Below are 18,607 nucleotides of genomic sequence, written 5' to 3'. Positions count from 1 at the left end.
AAGTCCTTTTACGAGGGAAGACGAGAGGTACGGCGGTCGTGGCGCTGCAGCCACAGTAACGGTGGCAGCAGCACCAGCAGGGCGAAGCTGTCGATCCACAGGTGCGCGGTCATGTTCATCTGCCAGGACAGCCACATGTCCTGGGGCGCCCACAGCACGATCCCGGCCATCAGCCAGGTCCAGGCCGCCGGCGCGCGCAGGCGGTTGCCCAGGTGCACCAGGCCCAGCAGGTACAGCGAGTAGCTTTGCAGGGTGGCGCCGAACAGGCCCAGCCACCAGACCTGCTGGGCCCGGGCCGGTGCCGGCGCGGCGGCGCCCCAGAAGGCCTGTTCGATGCCGCCGAGGTAGTCGTTGAACAGGCCGCTGTGGCCGGCCCAGGTCAGCAGCAGCCCGGCCAGCAAGTGGCCGGTGCCGACGGCGTAGAGCCAGAGCACCAGGGCCCGGCGAAGGCCGGGGCGGGGAGAGGTCGCGGCGGGTAACATTCCATGTCCTGTGGAGGATCAAAGCCGCGGAGTGTACCGATTTTTCCCCCCGCGTGGCGTGCGCCGGTTGCCACTTCTCACCTGTTCTGAAGCAACTCCAGCAGTGCGTCGAGGGTGGCTTGCGGGGCCTCCTGGGGCAGGTTGTGGCCGACCCCGGGCAGGATCCGGCGTTGATAAGGCCCGCTGAACAGGCCGATATCGGGGTCCGGCTCAATGGCCGGGCCGACCCCGTCGTCGGCGCCACAGAGGGCGATGGTCGGCACGCGGATCGGCGGTTGCGCCTGCAAGGCCTGCTCGATGCTTTCCAGGCTGGGGTCGCCGGGTACGTAGCCGAAGCGATGGCGGTAGGAATGGATCACCACGTCGACAAAGTCCGGGTTGTCGAAGGACGGCGCGGTAAGGCCATAGCACTGCGGCCCCTGCTTCCAGGTCGGCGACCACTGGCGCCACAACAGCTCGCAGAACGCCCGGCGATTGGCCGTCAGCCCATCCACCCCGCGCTGGGTGTTGAAGTAGTACTGGTACCACAACCGGTGCTCGGTCTCCGGCGCCCTGGGTTCGCAGGCCTTGGGGATGTCCTGGATGTTGTAGCCGTCGGCGCTCATCAGGCCCTTGACCCGCTGCGGCCACAGGGCGGCGACGATGCACGCGGCGCGACCGCCCCAGTCGTAGCCGGCGAGAGTGGCCCGGGGCAGGTGCAGCGCGTCCATCAGCTCCAGCAGGTCCCGGGCCAGGGCGGCCTGCTGCCCGGAGCGCATGATCTGCTCACTGACAAAGCGTGTCGGGCCGTAGCCCCGCAGGTAGGGAACGATGACCCGGTAGCCGCGTTCGGCCAGGGGCGGGGCGATCTCGTCGTAGGCCCGCACGTCGTAGGGAAAACCGTGGAGCAGGATCACCGGCTCGCCAGTGGCCGGGCCGTGAGCTTCGTAGGCAAGGTGCAGGCTGGGGGTCGTGACCTGATGCAGGGCGGCTGAGCTGGGCATGGTGGCTCCGGGGTTCGGTGACTTGAAACACCCTAGCTCAAAACGATTACGGCTGATCTAGAGCGACTCGTACTGGCCGTCCTGGTCGACGTAGAACACTTCGCTGAGGTACCAGCGCTGGCCGCTGAAGATCAGGTGGTAGTGGTAATCGGCGGCAAAGCCCTCGCCGGGGCTGATTGCTCGGGTTTTCACTAGCGCGCGATCTGCGGTTCGGCTGCTGGAGAGGATCTGCTCGTACGCCGTGCCGTGGCTGGCCGGGGAGCTGAAGGCAATGGGCTGGCCCTGAAAGCCCGGCAGGCAGAACTTGGCCAGCAACCGGGCGTACTCCTGCTGTGCCAGATCCATCGATTGCAGCGGCGCGTTGTCCGCTTGGCGGGCGCTGGCCCTGTCGCTCCACTGCTGATAGTCGGCAATGAATTGCCGTACCAGCGCTTCGGGTGAGTCGCTGAACGAGGCGCTCAAGGCCGGGGTGCTGAACAGCAGGGCCAGCAGGGCGAAGAGTTTTTTCATCGGGCTGCAATCACTCCAGTGTGTTTTCGCGGCTCAGGCTTCACACAGTCCGCCAGCATCGCGCCAGTAAAGGGTGGATTCGTATTGGAACGAGAGGATGAATCGCGCCTCGCAGTGCTGGGCGATGGTTTCCAGTAAGCGGCGGATGTCATCCAGAGAGTGATGGTCTTCGGGCTCGGGGCCCTTGATCCGCAGGTGGCAGCGCAGGCCGACTGCGAAGTCGCAGCCCTTGCGGTCTTCGGCGCGGATCTCGGGTTCCAGGCTGGAGTCTTCGCTTTGCAGGCTCAGGCCTGAGGGGAACCAGGCCTGGACCGCGCCGGGCAGGTAGTGCACTTCGGTGCCCGGGAAGCCTTGCAGTAAACGGCCGAGCAGCGCCGAAGTCAGGCATTGGTCGGCTTCAAGGTGCAGGTCCAGGCTCATGGGGATTCCTTGTCGAGACGATGGGGCGAGGTGCGGATGCTAGCGCAGTGTCGCTCGCAAGATCGCTTCCGGTAAGCCGGCTTCTACAGTTCGTCGCTGCGGATCAGGTGCTTGAAGTGATGCCGCCACAGGTCAATGCCCAGGCCGCCGCTGCGGTCCAGGGAGGAGCCCACCGTCAGGTCGGTGAGCAGGGTCGGCTGCAGGCCGGCATCGAACAGGGCAAAACCCGCGGCCAGGACGCAGGTGTCGGTCTGGATGCCGCACACCAGCACCCGCTGGGGACTGAGGCTTTTCAGGTAATCGAGGAGTTCCGTCGTCGGCCCGTAGCCGTGCTTGATAAAGACCTTGTCGGCCGCCACCAGGCTCTGGTCGTCCACCGGCGGTTGCCAACCCAGTTGCCGGGCGAAGGGCGTGCGGCTTTCATCATGGCGTTCCACCGTGGCCACCGAGGGCATGCGCCCGAGCAAGCGGTTGATGCCCTCCACCAGCCATGGCGGCGGGTTGAAGCAGGGTTGTACGTCGATGATCAGCAGCACCTGATGCATGCCGTTTCTCCTTGGGGCTCGGGTGAAAAGCTCGTCAGTGTGCCGCCAGATACCGCGTCAGGCGAGCGTCGCCGGCTGGCGCAGGCCGATGCAGTTGCCCCAGGGGTCCTGCACCTGGCAGATCCATTCGCCGCCGTCGATGGCCATCGGCCCGCGGTACAGGCGCGCGCCCAGGGCGCTCAGGCGCTGCACTTCGCCGGGCAGGTCGCTGACGTGCCAATACACCACCGTGCCCGCCGGGCCCTGGCCGACCTTGGCGTCACAGGGAACGATTTCCAGGGACAGGCCGTCGAGCTGCAAATGGCCGAAATCATCCGGCTCATGCACGACCCGGCGGGCCCGGGGGAAGGCCTGGGCGTACCGCAAGGTGGCGGCGCGCCAGTCGGCGGCGTGGATCATCACGGCAATGATCGGCGAATCGGGCATGGGGCGACTTCCATGGCGGTCAGGCACAAAGGCCCGCAGTCGGCACCGGGGGCGGGCGCAAGGTTGCCAGAGGCTCTTGTCGCCATTCAAGGGGCGTTCAAGCACACGGGCGGTGCGGAGCAGCAGCGGCGGCAAGCGCCGTTCAGTGCCCTGGCCGCAGCCCGCGCAGCAGCAGTTCAAGCCCCTGCAGGGACGCTTGCAGGCGCTGCTCGCCGGGCTCGGCGGCGGCAATCCACAGCGCCGCGTCCACCAGGCTGCCGTTGATCAGGCGCGCCAGGGCGTGGCTCGGCGCGGGCTCGATCAGCCCGGCGGCGCTCAGGGCCTGCAAACGTTGGCTCAGGGAGTCGATGCAATGCTCCTGCGCCGGCCGCCGTTCCCCCAGCACTGCCCGGGCATCCTGCAGGACGATGCGCTGGATCTCCGTTTCCTGGGCCATTTCCAGGTAGGCCCGGCAGCGCTGGGCAAAGCCGTGCCACGGGTCGTCGGACGCGACGGAGATGGCCTCCAGGCGCTCATCCATTTCACTGTCGATCTGCTCCACCACCGCCGCCAGCAATCCCTGCTTGTCACCAAAATGGTGATACAGCGCGCCCCGGGTCAGCCCGGCTTCGGCGGTCAGGTCGTCCATCGAGGTCCGGGCGTAGCCCAGCCGGGCAAAGGCCTGGCGTGCACTAGCAATCAACTTGGCGCGGGTTTCTTCGATCATCTCGGCGCGGGGACGGCTGCTCATGAAGACGCTTCTCCAACAAATGACGGGTTGACATACGCGGCGTATGTTCCCATGCTTTTTAACATACGAGGCGTATGTGTTTCTACTGCCTGGCTACTTTATGGCAAGTTGCAGCCCCTCCAAGGAGTCGTTTCAATGGCAAACCCCTACCGCGAATTGTTCAAGGCCCCCGGCAGCCGGGCCTTCGTCCTGGCCGGGATGCTGGCGCGCATGCCGATCTCCATGACCGGCATCGGCCTGATCACCATGCTTGCCCAGTTGCACGGCGGCTACGCCCTGGCCGGCTCGGTGGCGGCGACCTTCGCCCTGGCCACGGCGTTTTGCGCGCCCCAGGTTTCGCGGCTGGTGGACCGTTTCGGCCAGGGACGGGTGCTGCCCCTGGCCGCGACCCTGGGGGGCGGTGCATTGCTGGCCCTGTTGCTGTGCACGCGCTTGCAGGCCCCGCACTGGACCCTGTTCATCTGTGCCGCCCTGGCCGGCTGCATGCCCAGCATGTCGGCCATGGTCCGTGCCCGCTGGACCGAGCTGTACCGCGGCCAGCCGCAACTGCAGACCGCCTACGCCCTGGAATCGGTGCTCGACGAAGTCTGCTTCATCATCGGTCCGCCGTTGTCGGTGGGCCTGTGCGTCGGCCTGTTTCCCGAGGCCGGGCCGCTGGGGGCGCTGCTGACGCTGGCCCTGGGGGTGGGGGTGTTCGTCATGCAAAAGAGCACCGAGCCCCCGGTGCATCCCCATGAGCAGGGGGGCGGCGGCTCGATCATCCGCTCCGGGGAGATCCGCCTGCTGATGCTGCTGATGACCGCCATGGGCACCATTGTCGGGGTGGTGGACGTGGTCAGCGTGGCCTTCGCCCAGCAGCAGGGACAGCCGGCGGCGGCGAGCATCGTGCTTTCGGTGTACGCCATCGGTTCGTGCCTGGCAGGCATTGCCTTCGGAGCCCTGAAACTGGCCACGCCCTTGCCCCGGTTGTTCATGTATGGCGGTATCGCCACGGCCCTGGCCACCTTGCCGCTGCTGTGGGCGAGCAACATCTTCGGCCTGTCCCTGGCGGTGTTCGTCGCCGGGCTGTTTTTCTCCCCGACCCTGATCGTCGCCATGGCCCTGGTGGAGCGCATCGTGCCGCCGGCCAAGCTCACCGAGGGCCTGACCTGGCTGGTCACCGGCCTGAGCATCGGCGTGGCCCTGGGGGCCGCCGGCTCCGGTGCGCTGGTGGACCATTTCGGTGCCCGCAGCGGCTTCTGGCTGGCCCTGGCCGGCGGCGCGGTGGTGCTGGGGGCGGCGTTGCAGAGCTATCGACGCCTGCGCTGAGGCCCGTGCCGGACTAATTTCTCCGCCTGCTGCCGCGTTGTTCCTAACAGATGATCTGTCGAGGGATAAACCGTGACTCAGTTGAACCTGCTGTGCCTGCCGTACTCCGGCGCCAGCGCCATGGTCTACAGCCGCTGGCGGCGCAAGCTGCCGAGCTGGCTGCACCTGCAACCGGTGGAGTTGCCCGGACGAGGCAGCCGCTACGCCGAACCCCTGCACACCGACATGCGGGTGCTGGCGATGCAGCTTGCCCGGGAACTCCAGAGCACGTTGCGCGCGCCCTATGCCCTGTTCGGCCACAGCCTGGGGGCCTTGCTGGCCTGCGAACTGGCCCATGCCCTGCGCGCCCTGGGCTGTCCGGAACCGGTGGCGCTGTTCGCTTCCGGGACGGCGGCACCGACCTTGCGCAGCGAATACGACCGAGGGTTTGCCGAGGCCAAGACTGACCCACAGTTGATCGAGCAGCTGCGCACCCTCAATGGCACCAGCGAAGAGGTGCTGGCCAACCAGGAACTGATGAGCCTGACCTTGCCGATCCTGCGGGCCGACTTCCTGCTGTGCGGCCGTTTTCGCCCGCTGCAGCGCCCGTTGCTCAATTGCCCGGTGCATGTGCTGGGGGGCACGACCGACCGCGCCACCCGCGAACAACTGATTGGCTGGAGCCAGGAAACCTGCGGCAGTTTCTCCGTGGACATGCTCGCGGGCGGGCACTTCTTCATCCACGAACAGGAAACCAAGGTGCTGAGCCTGATCAAGGGCCACCTGGAAGTGCATCGCCGCCGCCACCTGCAACCGGTAGCCGCGCTTTCCTAGCGGCTACAGACATGCTCCCCGTAGCCGCTGCCGCAGGCTGCGCACGGCCCGCAGGGACGCAAAAAACCTGAGGGCTCCAAAGGGTCGACTGGCGATCGCCAAGCAAGGCCCTTCGGGCCTTTGCGCAGCTTGGCGGGCTCGGCAGCGGCTATAGGGAATAGGGGGCAGTTGGTGGGCTCAACCCAGGGACATACCCAGGCGCCAGTAACCCATCAGGGTCAGGTTGCGACGCTCCTGGCCGCGCTCGTTGATCAGGTGGCGGCGGATGCTCATCACCGTCGCCGATTCTCCGGCGACCCAGGCGTAGAAGCGGTTGTCCGCCGGCTTGGCGGTTTCCCAGGGACGTTGCTCAAGGTCGCGATCGGCGACCTTGAGCGGCCGACGCCCGGTGCTGGGCGGCGGCAGCTCGGCCAGCTCCCGGGCGGCATGGATCAGCGGTTCGCCATGTTGCGCCCCCAGCACGTCCCGGGGCAGCCAACTGAGCCGGGTCTGCGGATGGCAGCGCAGGTCGATGCAGTCGCTCTCATGGGGCACTTCGATGAACACCTGCACGTCCGGGTAATCCGGGTAATCCTGCAACTCCTCGAGAATCCCGGCGATGGCGGGCAGGGCGGTTTCATCGCCCATCAGCAGCACCTTGCCAATCCCCGACGGCGGCAGCCACTCATAACCGCCGGGGTCGCCGCTGTAGGCCTTGTTCGGCACCACCATCTGCAGACAGTCGCCGGGCCGGGCATGGGTGGCCCAGGCCGAGGCCGGGCCATTGACCCCGTGCAGGACGAAATCCACATCCAGCTCCGCCGGATGCAAGCGCAAGGCGCGGATGGTGTAGGTGCGCATCGGCGGCTGGCGCTCGGCCGGCAACTGGCGCCGGGCCGCCTGCCAGTCGCCTTCCACCGGCAATTGCGCAGGCGTGCCGTCGGCCCCGGGAAACAGCAGCTTGATGCGCTGGTCCGGGGCCAGGGTGCGGGCCTGGGCGATGTCGGCGCCGCCGAACACCAGGCGGGTCATGGAGGGGCTGAGGTCGATGCGTTGCTTGAGCTCGACGTTGATCAGCCGGTAGCCCCGGGGTGACTGGGCGCCGGCGCCTACCAGTTTGCGCAGGCCTTGGGCCAGGGAGCTGGCCAGAGAAGTGGCTGAGGACATGATCGCGACCTTGTTCAGGAGAAGGTCCTGATTTGACGAGCCGCGGCCTGCGCAATTTACCGTGGCGATGCCCCTGCGTCCGCGCTGGGCGGGGTTAATTTTTCTCCTGGGCCATCCGTTTCGTAGGGATAGCCGAGCCATTGCTCGATACCCAACATGTACGGATGAACCCCCGATGAACGCTGAAAAGTCCCTGAAACTCGCACGCCGGTTTATCGAGCTGCCGCTGGAGAAGCGCCGGTTATTCCTCGATAGCCTGCGAGCGGAAAACATCGACTTTTCGTTGTTTCCAATTCCGGCCGAGGTGGCCGTCGAGGACCGTCAGGAACTGTCCTACGCCCAGCGGCGCATGTGGTTTCTCTGGCAGTTGGACCCGCAGAGCGGCGCCTACAACCTGCCGGGGGCGGTGCGCCTGAACGGAGCGCTGGATCGCCAGGCGCTGGAGCAGGCGTTCGCCGCCCTGGTGGCGCGCCACGAAACCCTGCGCACGGTGTTCAAGCGCCATGCCGACGACCGCCTGGAGCAGGCGCCGGCGACGGGCTCGCTGTCGGTGGAGTTTCTCGATCTCGGCGCCATCGACGCCCCCGGCCGCGAGCAGGCGGTGGCGGCCGAGGCCCAGCGCCAGTCGCTGCTGCCGTTCGACCTGGACCGCGGTCCGCTGCTGCGGGTCAAGCTGCTGCAACTCGATGAGCAGGAGCATGTGTTGCTGCTGACCCTGCACCACATCGTCTCCGACGGCTGGTCGATGAACGTGCTGATCGACGAGTTCATCCGCTGCTACGACGCCTTCGAGCGGGGCGAGGCGCCGCAACTGCCGCCGCTGCCGATCCAGTACAGCGACTACGCCCTGTGGCAGCGCCGCTGGCTGGAAGCGGGGGAGCAGGCGCGGCAGTTGGAGTACTGGCAGGCGCAGTTGGGCGACGAGCATCCGGTGCTGGAACTGCCCACCGATCATCCGCGGCCGGCGGTGCCCAGTTACCACGGCACCCGCTATGACTTTGCCGTGGCGCCGGAGCTGGCCGAACAGTTGCGGACCCTGGCCAGGCAGCACAACGTCACCCTGTTCATGCTGTTGCTCGGCGCCTTCAATGTGCTGCTGCACCGCTACACCGGCCAGGGCGATATCCGCGTCGGCGTGCCCATCGCCAACCGCAATCGCGCCGAAGTCGAAGGGCTGATCGGTTTCTTCGTCAACACTCAAGTACTGCGCACCCGGCTCACCGGCCAGACCCGGGTCGGCGAGCTGCTGCAGGCGGTCAAGGATGCAGCGCTGGGGGCCCAGGCCCACCAGGACCTGCCGTTCGAGCAACTGGTCGAGGCGCTCAAGCTGGAGCGCAACCTGAGCCACACGCCGCTGTTCCAGGTGATGTACAACCACCAGCCGCAAGTGGCGGATATCAGCACGGTGCAGACCGCGTCCGGCCTGGAGCTGGGCCTGGTGCAGTGGCAGAGCCGCACCACCCAGTTCGACCTGACCCTGGACACCTACGAGAAGTCCGGCACGCTGCACGCCGCCCTGACCTACGCCGACGATCTGTTCGAGGCCGCCACCATTGCCCGCATGGCGCGCCACTGGCTCGGCCTGCTGCAGGCCATGCTGGGGGATGCCGAGCAGCGCATAGGCGAGTTGCCGCTGCTCGATGCCCGTGAGCAGCAGACCCTGGTGCACGACTGGAACGCCACGGCGCAGGCTTACCCCACCGGGTTGAGCATGCCGCAACTGATCGAAGCTCAGGCCCGGCGTACCCCCGACGCCTGCGCCTTGGTGTTCGGCGAGCAGCAACTGAGCTACGCCGAACTGGATGCCCGAGCCAACCGCCTGGCCCGCTTGCTGCGTGAGCAGGGTGTGGCGGCGGATGTGCTGGTGGGCATCTGCATCGAACGCTCCATCGAAATGGTCGTGGGCCTGCTGGCGATCCACAAGGCCGGTGGCGCTTACGTGCCCCTGGACCCGGAATACCCCCGGGACCGCTTGGCCTACATGATCGAGGACAGCGGCATCCGCCTCTTGCTGAGCCAGCGTTCGCTGCTGCCGCTGCTGGATTTCCAAGCCGATGCGCAGGCGCTCAAGGTCATCGTCCTGGACCAGGATCAGGACGCGCTGCTGGCTTATGACAGCGGCCCGCTGGAGACGCTGGTCGACCCGCTGAACCTGGCCTATGTGATCTACACCTCGGGTTCCACCGGCAAGCCCAAGGGCGCAGGCAACAGCCACGCGGCGCTGGTCAACCGCCTGTACTGGATGCAGCAGGCCTACGGCCTGGACGCCAGTGATGCGGTGCTGCAGAAAACCCCGTTCAGCTTCGACGTCTCGGTCTGGGAGTTTTTCTGGCCGCTGATGACCGGCGCGCGGCTGGTGGTGGCGGCCCCGGGCGCCCACCGGGAACCGGCGCAACTGATCCGCATCATTACCGAACAGCGGATCAGCACCCTGCACTTTGTGCCGTCGATGCTCCAGGCCTTTATCCATGACAGTGGGGTATCGGCCTGCAGCAGCCTCACGCGCATTGTCTGCAGTGGCGAGGCCCTGCCCCTGGAAGCCCAGCAGCAGGTCTTTGCCCGACTGCCCGGTGCGGCCCTGTACAACCTGTACGGCCCGACCGAAGCCGCAATCGATGTCACCCACTGGACCTGTGTCGACGAAGGCGCGAGCAGCGTGCCGATCGGCCGGCCGATCGCCAACCTGCGCACCCATGTGCTGGATGCTCAGTTGCAACCGGTGCCGGCCGGCGTCGCCGGCGAACTCTACCTGGGCGGCAGCGGCCTGGCGCGCAGCTACCACCGGCGCCCGGCCCTGACCGCCGAGCGCTTTGTCCCTTGCCCGTTCCACCAGGGGGCGCGGCTGTATCGCACCGGCGACCGGGTGCGCCAGCGCGCCGATGGGGTGATCGAGTACCTGGGGCGCCTGGATCATCAGGTCAAGTTGCGCGGCCTGCGCATCGAATTGGGGGAGATCGAGGCTCGGCTGCTGGAGCATCCGCAGGTCCGTGAGGTCACGGTACTGGTGGTGGATGGCCGGCAGTTGGTGGCCTACCTGGTGTTGCAGGAATCCACCGAGGACTGGCAAGAAGCGCTGGTGATTCATCTGGGGCGCAGCTTGCCGGACTACATGGTGCCGGCGCAGTGGATTGCCATGGAGCACATGCCTCTGACCCCCAACGGCAAGCTCGATCGCAAGGCTCTGTTGAATCAGGCCGGCGACGTGCAGCAAGCCCCTTACAGCGCGCCGCGCGAGGGCGCCGAGCAGACCCTGGCGCAGATCTGGAGCGCCGTGCTGGGCGTGGCGCAGGTTGGCCTCGACGACAACTTCTTCGCCCTGGGCGGCGACTCGATCATCTCGATCCAGGTGGTCAGCCGTGCCCGTCAGGCCGGGCTGCTGCTCAGCCCGCGGGACTTGTTCCAGTACCAGACCCTGCGCAGCCTGGCCCAGGCCGCCAAGCCCGTGGCCAGCGTGCAAGTGGCGGACGGCCCGGCCAGCGGCGCCGTGGCGCTGACCCCGGTACAGCATTGGTTCATGGAACAGCCGGTGCCCGCGCGGCATCACTGGAACCAGTCGCTGCTGTTGCAGGCCCGCCAGCCTCTGGACGCCGATCGGCTGAACCAGGCTTTGACGCGTTTGCTGGCGCACCACGACGCCCTGCGTCTGCGCGTGCGGCAGGGCGCCGACGGTTGGCAGCAGGCCTATGCCGAACAAACGGGCGAGCTGCTGTGGCAGCGCACGGCCGCCAGCGTCGAGCAATTGACCGAATTCTGCGACGCCGCTCAGCGCAGCCTGGACCTGGAGCACGGCCCGTTGTTGCGCGCGCTGCTGGTCCAGCTTGCCGACGGCAGCCAGCGGTTGTTGCTGGTGATTCATCACTGGGTGGTGGACGGGGTGTCCTGGCGGGTCTTGCTGGAAGACCTGCAACAGCTCTATACCCAGCCGCAGCAGGCCCTGGCGCCGCGTACCAGTGCCTATCAGGCCTGGTCCGAGCATTTGCAGCAGGCCGCGACCCTGCGCAGCGGCGAACTGGACTACTGGCAGGCGCAGATTCCGGACCAGGTCGCTGACCTGCCGGTGGATCACCCGGGCGCGGCCCTGGAAAACCGCCATGAGCAGAAAATCACCCTGACCCTGGATGCCCAGCGCACCGCCCAATTGCTGCAACAGGCCCCCGCGGCTTATCGCACGCAGATCAACGACCTGTTGCTCACCGCCCTGGCCCGCACCCTGAGCCGCTGGACCGGCGCCGAGGGCGCCCTGGTGCAACTGGAAGGCCACGGCCGCGAGGCCCTGGGCAGCGACCTGGACCTGAGCCGCAGTGTCGGCTGGTTCACCAGCCTGTTCCCGCTGTACCTGCGCGGCGCCGGCGAGCCCGGCGCCGCGCTCAAGGCGATCAAGGAACAACTGCGCGGCGTGCCGGACAAGGGCCTGGGCTACGGCCTGCTGCGCTACCTGGGCGACGACGCCAGCCGTCAGGCCATGGCCCGGCTGGCGCAGCCACGGGTCACCTTCAATTACCTGGGGCAGTTCGATCGCCAGTTCGATGCCGAGGCGCTGCTGGTGCCGGCCACCGAGAAGGCCGGGCAGGCCCAGGACCCGCGCGCGCCGCTGGCCAACTGGCTGGTGATCGAAGGGCAGGTCTACGGCGGCGAACTGAGCCTGAGCTGGGCCTTCAGCCGCGAGATGTTCGAGCCCGCCACCATCCAGCGCCTGGTGGACGATTACCAGGAGCAGTTGCTGCTGCTGATCGAGCATTGCCTGGACCCGCAGCAGGGCGGCCTGACCCCGGCCGATGTCACCCTGGCCCGCCTGAGCCAGGCGCAACTGGACGACCTGGCGCTGCCGGCCCGCGAGGTGCAGGACCTCTACCCACTGTCGCCGATGCAGCAGGGCATGCTCTTCCACAGCCTGTATCAACAGGGCCAGGGCGACGTCTATGTCAGCCAGTTGCGCGCCGATGTGCAGGGCCTGGACGTGGCGCAGTTCCAGCGCGCCTGGGAACAGGTACTGGCCCGGCACGACATGCTGCGCACCGGTTTTGTCTGGCAGGACGACCAGGGGCAGGCCCTGCAAGTGGTCTATCGCCAGGTCGGCCTGCCGTTCATCGAGCACGACTGGCGCGGGCGCGAGGATCTGCAAGCCGCGCTGGATGCCCTGGCCGTGGAGCAGCATCGGCAGGGCTTCGAGCTGGCTCGTCCGCCGTTGCTGCGGGTGGTGCTGGTGCGCACCGCCGAGGACGGCTGGCACCTGCTGTACACCAGCCACCACATCCTGATGGACGGCTGGAGCAACGCCCTGGTGCTCAACGAGGTGTTGCAGGCCTGCAAGGGCCAGCCATTACCGCCGGTGGGCGCGGGATTCTCCCAGCACATTGCCTGGCTGCAACGGCAAGACCCGGCCGTGGGTGAAGCCTTCTGGCGCCAGCGCCTGGCGCAGCTGGACGAACCCTGCCATCTGGCTCGCAGCGTGGCCAAGGCCGCACTGCCGGCGCTGGACGAGTACGGCGAGCTGCTCCACGTGCTCGACGAGGTGCAGACCGCGCGCCTGAACCGTTTTGCCCGGGCCCATCAGGTGACCCTCAATACCCTGGTGCAATCGGCCTGGCTGCTGTTGCTGCAACGCTACACCGGGCAGTCCAGCGTCGCCTGCGGGGTCACGGTCTCCGGGCGTCCGGCGGAGCTGGCGGATGTCGAGCAACAGGTCGGCCTGTTCATCAACACTCTGCCGTTGATCGCCACGGTTGACCCGGCGCAGAGCGTCAGTGACTGGGTGCGTGGGGTGCAGGCGCTGAACCTGGAACTGCGCGAGCACGAACACACCCCGCTGTTCGATATCCAGCGCTGGGCCGGTTCTGCCGGTGAAGCCCTGTTCGACACCCTGGTGGTGTTCGAGAACTTCCCGGTGGCCAAGAGCCTGGAGCAGGCCGGCGACGCGGGCCTGCGCTTCAGCGCCGTGAAGAGCCAGGAACGCACCAACTACCCGCTGACCCTCACCGTGCACGGCGGTCAACGCCTGAGCCTGCACCTGGAGTACCTCCAGGCACACTTCGGCGCGGATGCGCTGCAGCGCCTGGGGGCTTATCTGCAGGCGCTGCTGCTGCGCTTCATCGACGCCCCGGAGCAGGCCGTCGGCGCGCTGCCATTGCTGCTGCCAGAGGAACAGCAACGCCTGCTGCATGACTGGAACCCGCCCCATGCCGCGCAACCGGCCCAGGCCTGCGTGCTGCAACGCTTCGAACAGCAAGCGCTGTTGCAGCCGCAAAACATTGCCCTGGTCCTCGATCGACAGCGCCTGAGCTACGCCGAGCTCAACCTGCGGGCCAACCGCCTGGCCCATCGCCTGATCGAGCTGGGCGTTGGCGCCGACACCCTGGTGGGGGTCGCGGTGGACCGCTCCCTGGAAATGATCGTGGGCCTGCTGGCGGTGCTCAAGGCCGGCGGTGCCTATGTGCCGCTGGACCCGCAATACCCTCGCGAGCGCCTGCAATGCATGATCGAGGACAGCGGGCTGCACCTGCTGCTGACCCAGCAGGCACTGTTGGCGCAGTTGCCGATCAGCGACGAGCTGGCGTGGGTCTGCCTGGAGTCCGATCCGCAGTGGCTGGCCGACTACAGCGTGCAGAACCCGGCCGCCCGCGCGCAGCCGGGCAACCTGGCGTATGTGATGTTCACCTCCGGTTCCACCGGCCGCCCCAAGGGCGTGGGTATCGACCGCGCTTCCCTGGCGCGGCATGTGGAAGTGTTCGGCGAACTGTTTGCACTCAAGGCCGATGACCGGGTGCTGCAGTTCGGCACCTTCAACTTCGACGGTTTCGTCGAGCAGCTGTACCCGGCCCTGTGCTGTGGTGCCGGGGTGGTGGTCCGTGGTGGCGAGCTGTGGGACAGCGACACCTTCTACCAGCAGTTGATCGAGCAGGAGATCTCGGTGGTCGACCTGACCACCGCCTACTGGTACTTGCTGGTGCGCGATTTCGCCGACCGTGGCCCGCGCGACTATGGCCGTTTGCGCCAGCTGCACATCGGCGGCGAAGCCATGCCGCCCGAGGGCCTCAATGCCTGGCGCGCGGCGGGCCTGGCGCATGTGCGCCTGCTCAATACCTACGGCCCCACCGAAGCCACCGTCACCGCCACCGCTCTGGATTGCGCCGGCTACGTCGACGGCCGAGAGGCGCTGCCGCCGGTGATGCCGATCGGTCGGGTGCTGGATGGCCGCGCCATCTACCTGCTGGATGCGCACCTCAACCCGGTGCCGGTGGGCGTGGCCGGCGAGCTGGTGATTGCCGGGCCGTTGCTTGCCCGTGGCTACTTCAAGCGTCCCGAGCTGACCGCCGAACGCTTCATTCCCGACCCTTTTGCCGTGGATGGCCCGGGGCGCCTGTATCGCACCGGCGACCTGGCGCGCTATCGCGCCGACGGGGTGATCGAGTACATCGGGCGTATCGACCATCAGGTCAAGGTCCGCGGGTTCCGTATCGAACTGGGGGAAATCGAAGCGCGCCTGCTGGCCCAGGCCAGCGTCCGCGAAGCCCTGGTGCTCGCCGCCGACAATCAGTTGCTCAGCTACCTGGTGCCCAGTCAGCCGCTGGCCGAGGCCGCGCAGGGAGCGTTGCGCGAGCAGCTCAAGGCGACCCTGCGCGCCGAGCTGCCGGACTACATGGTGCCGACGCATATGCTGTTCCTCGATCACCTGCCCCTGAGCCCCAACGGCAAGCTCGACCGCGCGGCGCTGCCCAAGCCCGATGCCAGCCAGCCCCTGGCCGATTGGATCGCCCCGGTGAGCGAAGTGGAGCAACAAGTGGCGGCCATCTGGGCCCAGGTCCTGGGCGCCGAACGGGTCGGCCTCAACGACCACTTCTTTGAAATGGGCGGCCACTCGTTGCTGGCCACGCAGATGGTGTCCCGGGTGCGCCATGGCCTGGGGGTCGAGGTCGGCCTCAGGACCCTGTTCGAACAGCCGCTGCTGGGGGATTTCGTTCGCGCCCTGGGCGCCGTCGGCGCCTCGGCGCCGGCCATGCTGGCGCTGGAGCGTGATGAGCCGTTGCGGCTGTCCTATGCCCAGGAGCGCCAGTGGTTCCTCTGGCAACTGGACCCTGCCAGTGCCGCCTACCACGTGCCCAGTGCCCTGCGCCTGAAAGGCCGCCTGGACCTGGCGGCCTTGCAGCGCAGTTTCGACACCCTGGTGGCGCGTCATGAAAGCCTGCGCACCCATGTGCGCCAGGACGCCGAGCACACGTTGCAGGTGATCGAGCCGCATGCCCGCCTTGAACTGGCCCTGGCCGACGCCGATGAGGCCGGCCTGCAGGCGCAGGTGGAAGCCCTGATCGCCCAGCCCTTCGACCTGCGCCAGGGCCCGCTGATGCGCGTTAGCCTGTTGCGCCTGGCCGAGGACGAGCATGTGCTGGTGCTGGTGCAGCACCACATCGTGTCCGATGGCTGGTCGATGCAGGTGATGGTGGATGAGCTGGTGCAGTTGTACGCCGCCTACAGCCAGGGCCAGGACCTGCAACTGCCGGCGCTGCCGGTTCAATATGCCGACTACGCGGTCTGGCAGCGTCACTGGATGGAAGCCGGGGAGAAGGCCCGGCAACTGGATTACTGGCGCACCCTGCTGGGGGGCGAGCAGCCGGTGCTGGAACTGCCGTTCGACCATCAGCGCCCGGCCGTGCCGAGCCATCGCGGCGCGCGTCTGCAGGTGCCGCTGGCGGCAACCCTGGTGGCCGATCTCAAGGCCATGGCCCAGGCCCAGGGCGTGACCCAGTTCATGCTGTTGCTGGCGTCCTACCAGACCTTGCTGCATCGCTACAGTGGCCAGCAGGACATCCGTGTCGGCGTACCGATCGCCAACCGCAACCGCATGGAAACCGAGCGCCTTATCGGTTTCTTCGTCAACACCCAGGTGCTCAAGGCCGATATCGATGAGCAACTGACGGTCAGTCAGCTGCTGCAACAGGTCAAGCAACGGGCCCTGGAAGCCCAGGCCCACCAGGACCTGCCGTTCGAGCAGTTGGTCGAGGCCCTGCAACCGGAGCGCAGCCTGAGCCTGAGCCCGTTGTTCCAGGTGCTGTTCAACCACCACATCAGCCTGGCGGGCAGTCATTTGCAGCGCCTGCCGCACCTGGACATGAGCCCGGTGAGCTGGGACGAAGGCGTGGCGCAGTTCGACCTGATTCTGGATATCGAAGAGTCCCAGGAGCAGGTACGGGCCTCGCTGAGCTACGCCAGCGACCTGTTCGAGGCCGCGACCATCCAGCGCATGGCCCGGCATTGGCAGAACCTGCTGCAGGCCATGGTGGCCGATCCGCAGCAGAACATCGCCCAGCTGAAGTTGCTGGATGCTGACGAACAGCAGCAGATTCTCGCGCTCTGGGACCGCACGGACTCTGGCTTCCCGGCCACGCGCCTGGTGCATGAACTGGTGGCCGACCGCGCCCGGGAAACCCCCGAGGCGGTGGCGGTGATCTTCGATACCCAGCAACTGACCTACGGCGAGCTCGATCGCAGCGCCAACCGCCTGGCCCGGGCGCTGATCGCCCGTGGCGTGGGCCCGGAAGTGCGGGTGGCGATTGCCATGCCGCGCAGCGCCGAGATCATGGTGGCGTTCCTCGCGGTGCTGAAAGCCGGCGGCGTGTACGTGCCGCTGGACGTGGAATACCCCGAGGATCGCCTGCTGTACATGCTGCAGGACAGCCGCGCCAAGCTGCTGCTGACCCATTCGGCGGTGGCCCATAAGCTGCCGATTCCGGATGGCCTGGACGGCTTGTCGGTCGACCGTCGTGAAACCTGGGCCGACCACAGCGATACCGCCCCCGAAGTGGCCCTGGATGGCGACAACCTGGCCTACGTGATCTACACCTCGGGCTCAACCGGCATGCCCAAGGGCGTGGCGGTGTCCCACGGGCCGCTGGTGGCACACATCATCGCCACCGGCGAGCGTTATGAAATGACCCCGGCGGACTGCGAACTGCACTTCATGTCGTTCGCCTTCGACGGCTCCCACGAAGGCTGGATGCACCCGTTGATCAACGGTGCCCGGGTGCTGATCCGCGACGACAGCCTGTGGCTGCCGGAATACACCTACGCGCAAATGCACCGCCATGGCGTCACCGTCGGCGTGTTCCCGCCGGTGTACCTGCAACAGCTGGCCGAACACGCCGAGCGCGATGGCAACCCGCCGGCAGTGCGGGTCTACTGCTTCGGCGGCGACGCGGTGGCGCAGTCCAGCTACGACCTGGCCTGGCGCGCGCTGCGCCCGACCTACCTGTTCAACGGCTACGGCCCGACGGAAACCGTGGTCACGCCGTTGCTGTGGAAGGCGCACAAGGGCACTGCCTGTGGTGCTGCCTACATGCCGATCGGCACCTTGCTGGGCAACCGCAGCGGCTACGTGCTGGACGCGCACCTGAACCTGCAACCGATCGGTGTGGCCGGTGAGTTGTACCTGGGCGGCGAGGGCGTGGCCCGCGGCTACCTGGAGCGCCCGGCACTGACTGCCGAACGCTTCGTGCCCGACCCGTTCGGCGCGCCGGGCAGCCGGGTGTACCGCAGTGGCGACCTGACCCGGGGCCGCGCCGATGGCGTGGTGGACTACCTGGGCCGGGTCGATCATCAGGTGAAGATCCGCGGCTTCCGTATCGAGCTGGGCGAGATCGAAGCGCGCCTGCGCGAGCAGCAAACGGTGCGCGAAGCGGTGGTGGTGGCCCAGGACGGGCCGACCGGCAAGCAACTGGTGGGTTATGTGGTGGCCGTGGACCCGGCAGTGGCCGCCGATCCGGCTGCCCAGGCCAGTGCCCGCGAGGCCTTGCGCCGGGCCCTGAAGACTCGCCTGCCGGACTACATGGTGCCCAGCCACCTGATGTTCCTGGCGCAGATGCCGCTGACGCCGAACGGCAAGCTCGATCGCAAGGGCCTGCCGCAGCCGGATGCGAGCCAGTTGCAGCAAGCCTACGAGGCGCCGCACAGCGAGCTGGAGCAACAGCTCGCGGCCATCTGGGCCGAGGTCCTGCGCCTGCCCCGAGTCGGGCTGAACGACAACTTCTTTGAAGTCGGCGGTCACTCCCTGCTGGCGATCCAGATCACCTCCCGGGTCCAGGCCGAACTGGGCCTGGAGGTGCCGCTGGCGCAACTGTTCCAGACCGAATCGCTGCGCGCCTATGCCGAAGCGGCGGCGGGTTGCCGGGTGGGCAGCGCGGCCGATTTTGATGATCTTCGTGAATTCTTAAGCGAACTAGAGGCGATTTGAACCATGCTTTCCAACCCTAATCT

At 67.3% G+C, this 18,607-nt stretch carries 11 protein-coding genes; 3 read left to right on the top strand and 8 right to left on the bottom strand.

Features of this window, described 5'->3' with window-relative positions; all coding sequences use genetic code 11:
- Positions 1-8 precede the first annotated feature (8 nt).
- From PST29_RS20440 to PST29_RS20410, 7 genes are all read right to left on the bottom strand, one after another.
- Positions 9-482 (bottom strand): hypothetical protein, encoded by a 474-nt coding sequence (locus tag PST29_RS20440; protein ID WP_060844214.1) that lies wholly within the window; start codon positions 480-482, stop codon positions 9-11.
- Between the two features lie 77 nt (positions 483-559).
- Positions 560-1,465 (bottom strand): alpha/beta fold hydrolase, encoded by a 906-nt coding sequence (locus PST29_RS20435; protein ID WP_060844213.1) that lies wholly within the window; start codon positions 1,463-1,465, stop codon positions 560-562.
- Between the two features lie 57 nt (positions 1,466-1,522).
- Entirely contained in the window at positions 1,523-1,975 is a 453-nt protein-coding gene (locus PST29_RS20430) for a hypothetical protein (RefSeq protein WP_060840296.1), read from the bottom strand.
- Between the two features lie 33 nt (positions 1,976-2,008).
- Positions 2,009-2,395 (bottom strand): hypothetical protein, encoded by a 387-nt coding sequence (locus tag PST29_RS20425; RefSeq protein WP_060844212.1) that lies wholly within the window; start codon positions 2,393-2,395, stop codon positions 2,009-2,011.
- An 83-nt stretch (positions 2,396-2,478) separates the two neighbouring features.
- Entirely contained in the window at positions 2,479-2,940 is a 462-nt protein-coding gene (locus PST29_RS20420) for a cysteine hydrolase family protein (RefSeq protein ID WP_060840294.1), read from the bottom strand.
- Positions 2,941-2,997: 57 nt separating this feature from the next.
- Positions 2,998-3,366, bottom strand: coding sequence for a VOC family protein (locus PST29_RS20415; protein WP_060844211.1), 369 nt, complete (start codon positions 3,364-3,366; stop codon positions 2,998-3,000).
- Positions 3,367-3,508: 142 nt separating this feature from the next.
- A complete protein-coding gene (locus tag PST29_RS20410; RefSeq protein WP_060844210.1) occupies positions 3,509-4,096 on the bottom strand; it encodes a TetR/AcrR family transcriptional regulator in 588 nt (195 codons plus the stop codon).
- A 135-nt stretch (positions 4,097-4,231) separates the two neighbouring features.
- On the opposite strand from PST29_RS20410, the gene PST29_RS20405 reads away from it, so the two are divergent.
- Both PST29_RS20405 and PST29_RS20400 read left to right on the top strand, forming a co-directional pair.
- Positions 4,232-5,404: an MFS transporter gene (locus tag PST29_RS20405; protein WP_060844209.1), complete on the top strand. Its 1,173-nt coding sequence runs from the start codon at positions 4,232-4,234 to the stop codon at positions 5,402-5,404.
- A gap of 72 nt (positions 5,405-5,476) precedes the next feature.
- Positions 5,477-6,217, top strand: a complete 741-nt coding sequence (locus tag PST29_RS20400; protein WP_060844208.1) for a thioesterase II family protein — start codon at positions 5,477-5,479, stop codon at positions 6,215-6,217.
- A 177-nt stretch (positions 6,218-6,394) separates the two neighbouring features.
- On the opposite strand, the gene PST29_RS20395 is transcribed toward PST29_RS20400, so the two are convergent.
- Positions 6,395-7,363, bottom strand: a complete 969-nt coding sequence (locus PST29_RS20395; RefSeq protein WP_060844207.1) for a siderophore-interacting protein — start codon at positions 7,361-7,363, stop codon at positions 6,395-6,397.
- Between the two features lie 175 nt (positions 7,364-7,538).
- Here PST29_RS20395 and PST29_RS20390 point away from each other — a divergent pair, with 175 nt between their 5' ends.
- Positions 7,539-18,584, top strand: a complete 11,046-nt coding sequence (locus PST29_RS20390; RefSeq protein WP_060844206.1) for a non-ribosomal peptide synthase/polyketide synthase — start codon at positions 7,539-7,541, stop codon at positions 18,582-18,584.
- Positions 18,585-18,607 lie beyond the last annotated feature (23 nt).

The organism is Pseudomonas sp. St29 (genome assembly GCF_001547915.1).
Taxonomy (GTDB): Bacteria; Pseudomonadota; Gammaproteobacteria; order Pseudomonadales; family Pseudomonadaceae; genus Aquipseudomonas.
Note: the sequence above shows the minus strand (reverse complement) of the source record. Positions and strands in the feature narration are given on the sequence as shown.

What these genes read in the sequence shown, in the direction of transcription:
- PST29_RS20440 (WP_060844214.1), bottom strand. Translation starts at nt 482, where the DNA reads ATGTTACCCGCCGCGACCTCTCCCCGCCCCGGCCTTCGCCGGGCCCTG.
- PST29_RS20435 (WP_060844213.1), bottom strand. Translation starts at nt 1,465, where the DNA reads ATGCCCAGCTCAGCCGCCCTGCATCAGGTCACGACCCCCAGCCTGCAC.
- PST29_RS20430 (WP_060840296.1), bottom strand. Translation starts at nt 1,975, where the DNA reads ATGAAAAAACTCTTCGCCCTGCTGGCCCTGCTGTTCAGCACCCCGGCC.
- PST29_RS20425 (WP_060844212.1), bottom strand. Translation starts at nt 2,395, where the DNA reads ATGAGCCTGGACCTGCACCTTGAAGCCGACCAATGCCTGACTTCGGCG.
- PST29_RS20420 (WP_060840294.1), bottom strand. Translation starts at nt 2,940, where the DNA reads ATGCATCAGGTGCTGCTGATCATCGACGTACAACCCTGCTTCAACCCG.
- PST29_RS20415 (WP_060844211.1), bottom strand. Translation starts at nt 3,366, where the DNA reads ATGCCCGATTCGCCGATCATTGCCGTGATGATCCACGCCGCCGACTGG.
- PST29_RS20410 (WP_060844210.1), bottom strand. Translation starts at nt 4,096, where the DNA reads ATGAGCAGCCGTCCCCGCGCCGAGATGATCGAAGAAACCCGCGCCAAG.
- PST29_RS20405 (WP_060844209.1), top strand. Translation starts at nt 4,232, where the DNA reads ATGGCAAACCCCTACCGCGAATTGTTCAAGGCCCCCGGCAGCCGGGCC.
- PST29_RS20395 (WP_060844207.1), bottom strand. Translation starts at nt 7,363, where the DNA reads ATGTCCTCAGCCACTTCTCTGGCCAGCTCCCTGGCCCAAGGCCTGCGC.
- PST29_RS20390 (WP_060844206.1), top strand. Translation starts at nt 7,539, where the DNA reads ATGAACGCTGAAAAGTCCCTGAAACTCGCACGCCGGTTTATCGAGCTG.